11 protein-coding genes are annotated in these 12,503 nt (G+C 66.9%); 8 read left to right on the forward strand and 3 right to left on the reverse strand.

The window, feature by feature from the left end; all coding sequences use genetic code 11:
* Positions 1–245: 245 nt before the first annotated feature.
* Entirely contained in the window at positions 246–977 is a 732-nt protein-coding gene (locus KUA19_RS29900) for a hypothetical protein (RefSeq protein ID WP_217401265.1), read from the reverse strand.
* Positions 978–1,228: 251 nt separating this feature from the next.
* Between KUA19_RS29900 and KUA19_RS44700 the strand changes: the two genes are divergently transcribed.
* Entirely contained in the window at positions 1,229–2,176 is a 948-nt protein-coding gene (locus KUA19_RS44700; protein WP_217401454.1) for a ketopantoate reductase family protein, read from the forward strand.
* A 43-nt stretch (positions 2,177–2,219) separates the two neighbouring features.
* Positions 2,220–3,062 carry an MBL fold metallo-hydrolase gene (locus tag KUA19_RS29910; protein WP_217401267.1) on the forward strand — a complete coding sequence of 281 codons (843 nt, stop codon included), beginning with the start codon at positions 2,220–2,222 and terminating at the stop codon, positions 3,060–3,062.
* A gap of 253 nt (positions 3,063–3,315) precedes the next feature.
* Here the strand turns inward: KUA19_RS29910 and KUA19_RS29915 are convergent, their stop codons facing one another.
* Positions 3,316–3,837: a DUF6841 family protein gene (locus tag KUA19_RS29915; RefSeq protein ID WP_217401269.1), complete on the reverse strand. Its 522-nt coding sequence runs from the start codon at positions 3,835–3,837 to the stop codon at positions 3,316–3,318.
* A 431-nt stretch (positions 3,838–4,268) separates the two neighbouring features.
* Here KUA19_RS29915 and KUA19_RS29920 point away from each other — a divergent pair, with 431 nt between their 5' ends.
* The 5 genes from KUA19_RS29920 (at position 4,269) to KUA19_RS29940 (ending at position 9,382) form a co-directional block, all read left to right on the forward strand.
* Positions 4,269–5,219, forward strand: a complete 951-nt coding sequence (locus tag KUA19_RS29920; RefSeq protein WP_308167720.1) for an alpha/beta hydrolase — start codon at positions 4,269–4,271, stop codon at positions 5,217–5,219.
* 269 nt (positions 5,220–5,488) lie between these two features.
* A complete protein-coding gene (locus KUA19_RS29925) occupies positions 5,489–6,049 on the forward strand; it encodes a thiamine pyrophosphate-dependent enzyme (protein WP_302563255.1) in 561 nt (186 codons plus the stop codon).
* Between the two features lie 87 nt (positions 6,050–6,136).
* A complete protein-coding gene (locus tag KUA19_RS29930) occupies positions 6,137–7,255 on the forward strand; it encodes a catalase family protein (protein ID WP_217401275.1) in 1,119 nt (372 codons plus the stop codon).
* Between the two features lie 73 nt (positions 7,256–7,328).
* Complete coding sequence (locus KUA19_RS29935) at positions 7,329–7,949, forward strand: hypothetical protein (protein ID WP_217401277.1); 621 nt, start codon at positions 7,329–7,331, stop codon at positions 7,947–7,949.
* A 47-nt stretch (positions 7,950–7,996) separates the two neighbouring features.
* A complete protein-coding gene (locus tag KUA19_RS29940) occupies positions 7,997–9,382 on the forward strand; it encodes a Dyp-type peroxidase (RefSeq protein ID WP_217401279.1) in 1,386 nt (461 codons plus the stop codon).
* Positions 9,383–9,459: 77 nt separating this feature from the next.
* Here the strand turns inward: KUA19_RS29940 and KUA19_RS29945 are convergent, their stop codons facing one another.
* Positions 9,460–10,281, reverse strand: a complete 822-nt coding sequence (locus KUA19_RS29945; RefSeq protein ID WP_217401281.1) for an alpha/beta fold hydrolase — start codon at positions 10,279–10,281, stop codon at positions 9,460–9,462.
* A 717-nt stretch (positions 10,282–10,998) separates the two neighbouring features.
* Between KUA19_RS29945 and KUA19_RS29950 the strand changes: the two genes are divergently transcribed.
* Entirely contained in the window at positions 10,999–12,453 is a 1,455-nt protein-coding gene (locus KUA19_RS29950; RefSeq protein WP_217401283.1) for a GGDEF domain-containing protein, read from the forward strand.
* Positions 12,454–12,503: the final 50 nt, after the last annotated feature.

Genomic DNA, 12,503 nt, shown 5'->3' on the forward strand with positions numbered 1-12,503 from the left:
TGGCCGCATAGTGGTATCGCGACCGGGTCGACCTTCGGCCCTGACCTGCTACACGACCCGCTACATGGCCTATACGCCGCGGCGACCGGCGGGGCGAACCATAATGAGGGTCACGCCAGACGGCGATGGGCAGCCGATGAGAAAGCTGCGGCCGGTCACGACGACCAACCCTGGCTGGCTGTGGTCGTAGCACCGGTCACCAGTGGCTGATGGCCAGACGTCGCCTGCTCGAGCGAAACGCGCTCCTAGCCGAACGGCCGCGGGATCGGATGGGGCACCAACAGATCGGGCGCAACTACCGTCGGCAGGCCGTCCAGCTCTCGTAGGGCTCGCTGCTTCTGGCTTTCGATCGCCACCTCAGGCTTGTAATTCGGATCGGCCCGGAGGACCTCAAGGTCCTCATCAGATGGGCCCCGCAGCATGCCGCGCTCCATCTCGTATTTCATCCTCGCCGTCAGCTTGGCGAAGTCGGCGTCGGTCATCTGTGCACGAACGGCCTCGGAGCCGTCGCCGCCGTCGCTGTTGCGGATCTTCAACCCGCCGACCCACCCGAACGCATGGCCGAACGTCGGCCGGACGAGCGCCACGCTCTTCCCGGAGATATCTTCGCCCATGATCTTCGCCATACCGGCCTCGAACTCGAGCCTAGCGATGACGATGCGGTCCAGCAGGTAGTTGTAGTCGGACAGGGCTTCGAGGATGTCGGCGAGGTCGCCACGCTGCTTCGGGTCGGTGATCTTCGAGATCTCCCACAGGTGCTCACCGCTGAGCGGGAACATGGCCCGCTGCTCGGACTTCGCTCGCAGTGCCGCCTTGTACAGGTCGACGTAGCTTTCTGGGACCTTCGTGTCACCGCGCAGCGACCGAGCGATGTAGATGATCGTGTTCAGGTCCAGGTAGACGAGTGGCATGCGCGGGCGCATGACGTTGGCCCACAGGAGTTCCTCGGTCATCGGAGCCATCAACTCGCCGGTCACGACCACACCCTTCTGCAGAACGCAACACAAGTTTGAACCCGGCTACCGACATGCGCCTCGTAGTTTCTCCGCGGTGGCTCACGAGCCCCGTGAACAGCCGAGGCATCCACACGTCGAGCGGGACACCGCGCCCTCCCTGCATGGCAGCCCACCGGAATGCTCGGCCATCTTGAGATCAGCTCCCACTACGACCCAGATGAGCCTCGACTGGATAATGCCGGTTCGTTGCGTGTCGTCCGGAGGCGGCAACCATCGGGGCGCGGCTCGCCGAGGCGGGGCATGAGGTGGTCCTGGTGGCGCGGGGGGCGCATTACACGGCGCTGAAGGCGGGCGGGCTGCGCTGGCGCGGCCCTGACGGCGAACGGGTTCACCGGCTGCCCGTCGTCGAAGACCCGGACGAGCTGGATGCGTTGCGTACGGAGGACGTGCTCGTGCTGACCGTCAAGACGCAGGACGCCGAGGCCGCATTGGACACCTGGGGCCAGGCGCCCGTGGCAGGCGGTGGCACGGCCGCGCAGCGGCTGCCGGTCGTGTGCGCGCAGAACGGCGTCGAGAGCCAGCGGATGGCGCTGCGCCGCTTCCGCCGCGTGTACGGCGTCTGCGTGTGGCTGCCGTCCACCTTCGTCGAACCAGGGGTCGTCTCCGCGCCCGGCGCCCCGCTCACCGGCATCCTGCACCTCGGGCGCCATCCCCACGGCGTCGACGACACCGTCCGCCGCATCGCCACCGATCTGGAGACCGCCCGCTTCGAGGCCCCTGTCGTCCACGACGTCGCGCGCTGGCAGTACGCCAAACTGCTGGGCAACCTCGCCAACGCGATCGACGCTCTGTGCGGGCCGGTCGCGGGGGAGCAGGCACGGCGGCTGTACGAACAGGTTCGCGGTGAGGGCGAGGCGGTGCTCAGGGCTGCCGGGATCCCGTACGCGAGCGCGCGAGAACAGCAGGAGGCGCGCGGCGACAAGGTGCGTTGGGCCGGTGGCGGCGGCGGCTCCTCCTGGCAGTCCCTGATCCGTGGCACGGGCACCATCGACGCCGACTACCTCAACGGCGAGATCGTCCTGCTGGGCCGCATGCACGGCGTGCCGACCCCGCTGAACGAGTTGCTCCAGCGGCTTGCCACCACGTTCGCGCGCGAGCGGCGGCCCGCCGGGTCGCTGCCGGTGGCGGAGCTGGCGCGAAGCGCGCAAGATCAGGCATGAAGCAGACAAAGCGGATATATTGGGAGAATAAGAGGGGATCACTATGGCGCAGCTCGAATACTCGGTCTACGTGGCACCGTCGAAGGTCGCGGTGTCGGACGATCTGCCGCCGGGCGAGGCTCGAAGGATGTGGTCGCCCACCGCGTCTACGCTCATCCACGGCGAGCACGACGCGGTCCTGGTGGACCCGCTGCTGACCGTCGACGAGTCGCGGGCGCTCGCGGACTGGGTCGTCAGTACCGGCAAGAACGTGACCACCGTCTTCGTCACCCATGCCCACGGCGACCACTTCTTCGGCGCTCCGGCGATCCTCGAACGCTTCCCCGACGCGCGCGTCGTCGCTGCACCGGGCGTGGTCGCGCACATGGATGCCCAGTACGGCCCGCGATGGTTCGACGGATTCTGGCAGCCACGCTTCCCTGACCAGCTCTTCGCCCAGCGTGTTTCGGCACAGCCGCTGGTCGATGGCGTGTTCGAGTTGGAAGGCCACGAACTGCGGGCGGTGGAGACGGGCCATACCGACACCGACGGCAGCAGTGTGCTGCACGTGCCGTCCATCGGGCTGGCAGTCGCGGGCGACGTCGTCTACGGCAATGTCCACCTGTATCTCGCCGAAGCGAAGGAAACCGGTGCGCAGCAGTGGCTCGACGCCCTCGACATCCTCGAACGGCTCCAGCCCCGGGCGGTTGTGGCGGGTCACAAAGAAGACGGCGGTCCCGACGACCCGGAACAGATCGGCCGGACACGCGGCTACATCAACGACTTCACCGCGGCAGCAGCACAAGCCGCCGGGTTCGCTGACCTGTTCGAGGCGATGGTTGCGCGCTACCCCGACCGGGTCAACCGCGGCGTCCTGTGGAACTCAGCGAAGGCCTTCCTGTCGTAGGTGTGGCCCCTTCTCGGCGCTACCTGCACTCGGTCCTGCCGGTCTTCGACTCGAAGGCGCCGGTGTGACCGGGAACGTGGCAGCAGCGCTTCGCCACCGTGCGGTGGTCGGGAACCGACCGCTGGTACAGACGTGGCAGTGGCTGGGTGAGGAGCTTCAGTGCTGCGTTGGCGACACGCTGTGTTGTTGTTCGATCACAGTTTTGGGCAGCGCCACTTCACGCGAGGCGTCCGCCGCCAGCTGACGGTGAGCATCACCTCACTCCTTCGCTGGGAGCACGCTCGGGCGGGCCCGTGGTCCGGAGCACGAACGACGCGACGCGCCATCCCACGCCCGTTTTCACGGCCAGGTAGGCCGCTCCGGCATGGTCGATCTCCTTCCCGTCACGGTTGCGGCGAGAGAACAGGCCCTCGAGGAACGCGGCGGACGAGTCGAGCGGTCGGATGTCGAGTCGCAGCAGCTCGGTGCCCGCATAGCCGGCGCGCAGCAACGGGTCGATGGCGTCGTGGGCGAAGTCCAGCACTGCCTCACGGGTGGCCAGGACCCGGTAGCCGCCGTCACTGACGACCGTCATCGGCACGCCGTAGAAGTCGAGCAGCGACTCCAGATCATCGCGCTCACCTGTCGCAAGGTGCACGAACGCGTCGAAGTAGGCGCTGTACCACCCGCGGACCTCACCCTCGACGCCATTTTGCGCGGTCACAGTAGAGAACCCTCCTCCCGAATCCGGACCAATGATCGCCGCGTCGAGCCGGTCGAGTCGCCTGGCACGCATTCACGCGGCGTAGGCCCGATGCTTTCAGGGTCGCGACCGTGAGGTCGGCGAGTCCTGGCATCGTCCACCCCTTGTTCGCGTGTTTGTGGCACGGGCGGTTGTGGGGTGGTTGTCGAGGCTCGACGATGAAGAAGCCCAGCCCATTATCGCGGCACGCGGCGGACGAGGGAGCGAACTGACCACATCGCCCGACCGTCGCCGCCCGCTGGCGCGTCCGTGCACGCCGCGTTCGGGTCGTACATGAAACCTGAATCCGAGGAGCCCCGGCACAGCAGCCCCCTTGCCGGCAGCGCACGATCTGTGGGTTTCGTGTCATCTGCCGCAGGTGTTCTCTAGGCTCGTAAAGAGGCAGAGCCGAGGAGTTCTCGCGCCCGCTGTTTCGATCACCATGGGGGAATGGCATGACATCCGCTACGCGCACCCGACGTGTGGTGCTAGAGAAGGCAGCCCAGCAGTTCGCTGAGGCGAACAGCAAGCCGCCGTTTCTCTTCCAGTTGCCGCCGGAGCAGGGTCGTCAGATCCTGGAAGACGTACAGTCCTCGCCCGATGTTCCCAAGCCGGAGATCACCGAGGAGTGGATCCAGGTCCACGGCGGGCCGACCGGCATCGTGCCGGTGCGTATCGTCAAGCCGGCCGGGGCGACCGGCACCCTGCCGGTGATCTTCTACATCCACGGGGCGGGCTGGGTGTTCGGCAGCGCCCACACCCACGATCGCCTGGTCCGCGAGCTGGCCACTCGCTCGCATGCCGCGGTGGTGTTCCCCGAGTACGACCGCTCCCCGGAGGCGAAGTACCCGACCGCGATCGAGCAGAACTACGCCGTCGCGCAGTGGGTGATGCAGCACGCGGGCGAGAAGCAGCTCGACGCCGCTCGGATGGCCGTGGTCGGCGACTCGGTGGGCGGCAACATGTCGATCGCGCTGACGCTGATGGCCAAGGAGCGCGGTGACGTGCGGCTGGTCGGGCAGGTGCTGTTCTACCCGGTGACCGACGCGAACTTCGACACCGAGTCCTACCGCCAGTTCGCCGAGGGCTACTACCTCTACCGCGACGGCATGAAGTGGTTCTGGGACCAGTACACCACCGATGCGAAGCAGCGCGCCGAGATCACCGCGTCACCATTGCGGGCGAGTTCGGAACAGTTGCGCGGGCTGCCGCCGGCGATGGTGCTCACCGGCGAAGCCGACGTATTGCGCGATGAGGGCGAGGCCTACGCGGCGAACCTGCGTGAGGCGGGGGTGCCGGTGTCGGCCGTGCGTTTCGCGGGTGTGGTGCACGACTTTGTCATGGTCGACCTGCTGCGCGACACCGCGGCCAGTCAGGCAGCGCTGGAGCTGTCCACGGCGTTCCTGCGCAAGATCCTGGATACCGAGCACAGCTGATCGTCGTGCAGGCGCCGGTCCCGGACGGCCGGGACCGGCGCATATCAAGTCGGACGACCTGGTCGCTGACCTGGAACTGGGACAAGCGTGTTGGTCTGCGGGTTGATCGACAACAAGCAGGCACAGGCCACGGCGAAGATGATCCTCGACGCGGCCAAGCGCCGACCTGACTCCGGAAACTCGCAAGCCTGATCCGCACCGCCTGCCCGGACGGGTGGAGGCACGCCTCCACCCGTCCGGGCAGCTAAATCACAGGAACGCTGCGTCAGCTGCAGTTGCCGGTCAAAGTCGTGGTGTTCGACAACGGCGCGCTGTCATTCGTGGAACTGGAGATGAAAGCCGGCGGCATCGTCACCCTACGCCACCGGCCTGGACAACCCCGACTTCGCCGAGGTCGCCAAAGCGATCGGACTCCATGGTGTGCGGTGGGAAAGGCGGGCGATCTCGGCGATGCGCTGCGGGCCGCGTTCGCTCACGACGGCCCGGCCGTGATCGACGTCCACACCACCCGCCACGAGATCTCCCTATCGCCTAAGATCACCCCTGCGCAGCTCAAGGGCTTCACGTTGTACCCCACCCGCACGATCCTGTCCGGCAACGCCGACGAGATCCTCGAAACGGCCTGCGCGAACTCGACCTGGAATGATCCGGATCGGCACGAGGCGTCGACACGCCGAGATTACCGCAGGACCGCTGCTGCGGACCTGGGCGCATACCAGGCTGCCGACCGCGCGAGTCTGACATCGATCATGTGCTTACTCGATGCAGCGGCTGCGTCGTGCTTCGCCAGGGGCGCCAAACGCCTGAACTACCCGAACCCCTGCGGATAAAATTATCCACTCGGGGAGTAGGGGTCATCCCAGGCGATATATGGCATGTCGCCCTGACTGCGAGATCGGCATAAGGGGGTCCGGCGCATGTCACCTGAGTTCGTTCACTACGCCCCGGACATCGAGACCGTGGACCCGAACCTCGACGAGGTGCTGGCGCAGATCATCGAGTTCTGGGAGGGAAAGGCTCGTGTCTCGCCCAAGACCGAGGGCGCCGGTCGGGCCTTGCGGGGAGCGCACGCGAAGTCGTTCGGCTTGGTCAAGGCAGAGGTGGAGATACTCGCCGACGTGTCGGCTGCGTACGCGCAGGGTGTCTATGCCAAGCCGGGCCGCCACGACGCCCTGATCCGCTTCTCCAGCACATCCGGTCATCTAGGCCCTGACGCGCAGCTCGGTGCGGGCCTCGGCTTCGCGATCAAGTTATTCGACGTCGACGGGCGCAAGCTGGTCGATGAGGAACCTGACACCAGCACGTTCGACCTCGTGCTCAAGAACACGCCGGTCTTCATCGCAAATACGGCCCGACACTATCTATTCATCGAAGATATCGCCGGCCATCTCACGGACTATCTGGCGCGAGGTAGGGCCGGTTTCCATGAACTCCTGACCGACTTCCTCACGGGCAAAGGCACGCTGGCGCCATCCGACTGGGCGTGGGATGAGCTGCTCGCGTTCCTCACCGCGGTCCAGGTTCCAGCGCGAAACCCCCTGCTGACCACATTCTGGTCGATGGGCGCCGTCCGGCACGGCGACTACGTTGCCAAGTTCCGCATCGCACCGGCCGCGGACAGCGCGGCACATGTCGTCCACCGTGAGGTCGACCTCACCGCCGGACCGGAGGTGTTCCGGCCGGTCCTGATCGATGAACTGCGAGCGAGCCCGTTCGACTTCGATCTTCAGGTGCAGCTGTGCACGGACCTGGACACAATGCCCGTCAACCTGGTGACGCAGGAGTGGCCCGAGAAGTTGTCTCCGTTCGTGACCGTCGCCCGCATACACCTCCCGCGCCAGGACATCTCAGGCCCGGAGAACGTGGACAAAGGCGACGCACTGGCCTTCAACCAGTGGCGCGTCACCTCCGAGCACCGACCGCTCGGCGAGATCATGAACGTACGGCGGATCTACAGCGCGTCGGCAAAGGTCCGCCGAACCCTCAACGGTCAGCCGCAGACCGAACCCGTCAGCGCGGATTCAGTCCTGCCCTGATCAGGCCGGGCAGCGATACCTCAGGGACGTGCTCAACCAGGACAATTCAACCATTTTGAGAGGGCGGTAAGCCATGACTGCACCGTCGCCGACGGCGAAACCGGGCCTGACCGTCGAGGAGAAAGTGAAGCAACTGCGAGAGCTGTTCGCTGACGCACCCGAGATCGGCAAGCAGGCGCTGGAGAATGTGATTCCGGAGCTGGACGCCCACCTGCGGCAGCCCGAGTACCGGGTGGAGAGCGCGGGCCGGGCCGGTGTCCGAGTCGGCAAGGTATCCGAGCTGACCATCGTGTTCACGTTCGCCCCCGGCGGGGCCAAACGGCTGCGTGCGCTGCTGAAACTGCTGGAAGGCAACTTCGAGGGAGCGGCCAAGGTCGGCAGCCTGCACGACATGCGCTTCGTGTTCCTGGACAACGACACGAGGCTGCTGTTCTGCACCACCTTCGACGGCGACTGGGATACCTACATCGACGACTTCGCCACGAAGATCCCCGACTACCTCGACATCCTGGACTGCTGTTTTGAGGATTGGCCGGGCATCCGCAGCCCCGGCGCCAAGGATTACCTCGCCGCGCGCCAGATCAATGCCGAAGGCTGGTACGTCGCCCACCCCGATCTCACAGTGGCGCAGATCAGCCGGCTCAAGAAGATCGGGGACGCGACCGAGGAGTTCCTGGACAAGATCGGCGACTAGCACCACGGCTTCGACCTCACTCGCACTGGTTCCGCTAGGAGAACGCCATGGCGCTGGCCGACCGACTCGGCGGGACGCCCCAACTGAGCCCCATCACCGTGGATCTCGACGAGATCCAGGCGACCGTGCTGCGCTACCGGCCCGAACCGTACTTCGGCACACACCTCATGCTGCACATCGCAGATGCCGACGCCGGCCGCGAACTCGTCCGGCGGCTCGTCCCGCACGTCGCCTCCGCCGCCGACTGGTGGCAGGCAGACGAGGCCTGGATCTCGGTCGCCATCAGCTACGCCGGGCTGGTGGCCCTGGGCCTGCCGGATGACTCGCTGCGCTCGTTTCCTGAGAGTTTCCGCGTGGGTATGGCGTCCCGCGCCGAACAGCTGCGCGACCACGGGGTGAACGCCCCCGCGAACTGGGACAAGCCGTTCGGCACGGGTGAGATCCACATCGGGGTGAGCGTCTTCAGCGGCAGCGAGCAGACCTGGCGTCAGACAATGGACACAGCTCGACGGCAATGCCAGGTCGCCGGAGTCATGGTGGTGACGGAGCAAGACTTCGGCGCCCAGCCCGACAGCCGCAACTCGATGGGCTACAAGGACTCGATCGGACAGCCCGCCATCGAAGGCTGCGGCGTCGAAGCGCTACCGGGCCAGGGACGCCCGATCAAGGCCGGCGAGTTCATCCTCGGCTACCCCGGCGAGTCCGGGCAGCTGCTGCCGATGCCCTGCCCGGACCTGCTGGGCCGCAACGGCACCTTTCTCGGACTACGCAAATACCAGACGCGCGTCGGTACGTTCAACCGCTTCCTGCGTGAACACGCCGCATCGGAGCAGGAGCGCGAACTGCTCGCGGCCAAGCTGGTAGGCCGCTGGCGCAGCGGCGCCCCCTTGACCCTCGCCCCCACACGCGACGACCCGGCACTCGGCGCGGATCCACGCCGCAACGACGACTTCACCTACGCCGACGACCCCCAAGGCCATCGCGTGCCGCTCGGGTCGCACATGCGCCGGATGAACCCACGCGACACCACCATGACACAACTCGCGGACGTGAACATTCATCGCATCATCCGGCGCAGCACCACCTATGGGGCACCCTACGATCCGGACGCGATCTCCGACAGCGACGACGAGATCGCCCGCGGCATCCACTTTCTGTTCATCAGTGCCAAGGCGATGGCCACGCTGGAGTTCCTGCAGCAGGAATGGGTCAACAACGGCAACTTCATGGACCTGGGCGACGAACGCGACCCCACCATCGGCCTGCAAGAGGAAGGGGCGACGTTCACCATCCCACGAGAACCGGTCAGACGCCGCATCCACGACATCCACACGTTCAACGTACTGCGCGGCGGCGAGTACTTCTTCCTCCCCTCACTGTCCGCATTGAAGTGGATCGGAAACCTCGATCATGCTGCCGGGGCACGCCACTGAACGGCAGAGACACCAAGGCCCAACGCGCGCATTCCGATCGATGACGACGTCCGGTATGCGCGTGCCCGCGCTGGTGCCTACTGGGTCGCCGCGGCGGCGTTCTCGATGACCTTTGCCACCTGATCCGGGTGCGAGACCATCACCACGTGCGATGCGCCGTCGACGACGACCGTCTCCTTGGCCGCGGCCCGCTGCGCCATGAACGCGTGCGCCTGCGGCGGGATGTTCTTGTCCGCGGTGCCGTATACGAACCACGACGGGATGTTCTTCCACGCCGCGTTCTTCGACGGCTCGTTCAGCGCCGTGTCGGTGACCGGCCGCTGGCCGATCCCCATCAGGGCGGCCTGGGCGGTCGGCACGTCGGCGGCGAACTGGTCGTGGAACTTCGCCTGGTCGATGAACATGTCGTTGCCGCCGCCCGGCAGTGGCACCGGCTTGGCCAGCGCGCTCGAGAGCGTGCTGCCGGGGAACTTCCCGGTCAGCCCGAGCGCCGTCTCGCCCACCTCGGGTGCGAACGCGGCGACGTACACCAGTGCCTTGACGTTCGGGTTCCCCTCGGCCGCATTGGTGATCACATTTCCGCCATACGAGTGCCCGACCAGCACGATCGGCCCCGGGATGCTCTTGAGGATCGCGGCGACCTCGTCGGCGTCGCTCTGCACCCCGCGCAGGTCGTTCGGCGCCGCCACCACCTGGTAGCCCTGCGCCTGCAGCAGCGGGATAACCCCGTTCCAGCTCGACGAGTCAGCGAACGCGCCGTGTACAAGAACAATCGTCGGCTTTGTCTGTTTCTGGGCACCCTGGCGTGGCGCCTGCTGCGCCGACGCCGGGACAGCCGCGGCCAGCAGCACCGCTGCCACCAGCCCCACGAGACCAGCGAACACCCTGCTCTTCAGCATGGTCGACTCCTCCATCCGGGGGTGCATCCACGCGGCCCGGTCCGACCATGGTCACCGTACGCCGACCACCCGGCCCACACCGCCGTTTCCCGATCACACTGAACAGGAGATCTCCGCAGCAGGCGGTCGGTCTGGCACGGAGTGTCGATGTTTCCGGGTCCGGTGCCGGACCCTGGTGGGCCTTTTGATCAAGACTCTGGCGCCTGGACCGGAGCACGCCGCACAACGAACCGGTGCACTTCATCCAGATGTGGGTGGCTCGACGAGCCAGGGTGACCCCCGGCTACGAGCAGCGGGAGCTTTCCGCCGAACACCTGCGCGCGGGCCTCGTGCCGGTGGCCTCCGGCATGGACATGCACCGCGACGACGCGGCCATCCGCATCCACAACCCTGCTCGCCGCACGACTGGGTCCGGGTCAGACGCTGCAGTATTCGTCCACTCCGTTCGTCGACCTGCTCCGCCCGCGGCACCGTGGAACTCGAAGGTAGCGGGCAGCTCCAGGCAGGCGAGCCGGTTCGGACGACCGCACCGGCGGTTAGAGGGATCACCGGCGCCGACGGCGCCGAGATCCTGATCTCGGAGATGCACTCCGTGCTGCGGCTGGACTGAGACCCGACACCCGAGCCTGATTGCCGCGACAAGGTTGCCGCTCGACCAGCGCTGTGCTGCGATCATCTCGTCGGTTGCTACTCCTACGGGCGGGGGGTGACGTGGACATGACCATCGAACGGGACATGGTTGACGAGGTGACTGAGGTCGTCGCCGACTGCGACTCAGTCACCCGTGCCTGCAACGCGGTCGTATCGATCGTGAACGCCCGGGCCTGCGGGCCGGTGGAAGCGCTGCTGTCCACCAGCAGCCAACTGGCCTTGATCGCGTGCAGTGGCGCGTGGCAGGCGCCCAGAGCGATCCCCGTGACCTACGGCATCGTGGGACACGTGCTGGCGACCGGACACGCCGCCGCCATCGCCAATGCCTCGATCGAATATGCGGGCCTGCACCTGGGCCGCCCCGTCGGCTCGGTCGTCTGCGCACCGATCACCGGCGGCGATCAGCCGGCCTTCGGAGTGCTCAACGTGGAGTGCGACCGGATCATGACCGAACTCGACGCCTGGACCGCGGCGCTGACCGAGGTCGGCGTGCTGCTCGGCACCCGCATCCTCCAACTCGGCGGCCCGCCCGGCGAGACCCGCGCCGAGCAACTGCTACGCCACACTCTCGCGTTCGCGGCCGTCGACGACCCCACACAGCTGGCGGCCGACGCCTGCCGCGCGGCGGTGGAGATATGCGGGCTGGGCAGCGCCATCCTGCTCGTACGAAGCGCCGAAGCGATCATCGAATGGCGGGCCGATACGCTCAACGTCGCTGCGACGTACTCCGAGCCCGGCTCCCGACGGCTGGTCGACACCGTCGCCGCACTCGACCCGCGATGCCTGTCGGCCATGATCGACGCGGCCTGCCACTACGGCGCCTCCCAGTCGCAGGGCGATCCCGACGGACTGGACGCACGCGGATTCGAGCCGCTCACCCAAGCCGGGGTGCGCACACTGATAGCCACCCCCGTGCGAGGGCCGGCCGCAGCACCCGAACTGGACGCCGCGATGCTCGTCATGGACGAACTCGCCGTGCGCTCGCACCCGAGCACCGTCAGCGTCCTGCAACTGCTGATGGCGAATGCGGCGGTCTGCTACGAGCGCATGTCCACGCTGCGCCAGCTCCAGGTCCTGGCCGATTTTGACCGGTTGACCGGGCTGGGCAACCTCGGCCCATTCAACCGGCGGCTGGCGGCCACCGTCCCCTCACACACCGCCCTGCTCGCCATCGACATCGACGGCTTCAAACAGGTCAACGACACATACGGCCACGCCGAAGGGGACAAAGTCCTCACTGCGGTCGCCACCGCCATGCGGCAGGCACTGCGCGACCGCGACGAAGTCTTCCGCGTAGGCGGTGACGAGTTCGTCGCCGTGCTTGAAGTATCCGACGAAGCCCACGCCGTACGGGTCGCCGAAAGGCTCGTCGCGGCGGCCGCCGGCACTGGATGCGGCATCAGCGTGGGCATCGCGCTGCGCCGCCCCGACGAGCCCGCCGAAGCCACCCTGCACAGAGCCGACGAGGCGATGTACGTAGCCAAACGCGACGACGCTGCCTCCGTTCATCTGGCCGTGTGAGTGGTTGCGTGCGATGGCGAGAATGGGGTGCCGGTCACGAGATCGCCCCG

Source organism: Catellatospora tritici, assembly GCF_019083965.1.
Taxonomy (GTDB): Bacteria; Actinomycetota; Actinomycetes; order Mycobacteriales; family Micromonosporaceae; genus Catellatospora; species Catellatospora tritici.

What these genes read in the sequence shown, in the direction of transcription:
- KUA19_RS29915 (WP_217401269.1), bottom strand. Translation starts at nt 3,837, where the DNA reads ATGCGTGCCAGGCGACTCGACCGGCTCGACGCGGCGATCATTGGTCCG.
- KUA19_RS29950 (WP_217401283.1), top strand. Translation starts at nt 10,999, where the DNA reads ATGACCATCGAACGGGACATGGTTGACGAGGTGACTGAGGTCGTCGCC.
- KUA19_RS29910 (WP_217401267.1), top strand. Translation starts at nt 2,220, where the DNA reads ATGGCGCAGCTCGAATACTCGGTCTACGTGGCACCGTCGAAGGTCGCG.
- KUA19_RS29930 (WP_217401275.1), top strand. Translation starts at nt 6,137, where the DNA reads ATGTCACCTGAGTTCGTTCACTACGCCCCGGACATCGAGACCGTGGAC.
- KUA19_RS29940 (WP_217401279.1), top strand. Translation starts at nt 7,997, where the DNA reads ATGGCGCTGGCCGACCGACTCGGCGGGACGCCCCAACTGAGCCCCATC.
- KUA19_RS29935 (WP_217401277.1), top strand. Translation starts at nt 7,329, where the DNA reads ATGACTGCACCGTCGCCGACGGCGAAACCGGGCCTGACCGTCGAGGAG.
- KUA19_RS29945 (WP_217401281.1), bottom strand. Translation starts at nt 10,281, where the DNA reads ATGCTGAAGAGCAGGGTGTTCGCTGGTCTCGTGGGGCTGGTGGCAGCG.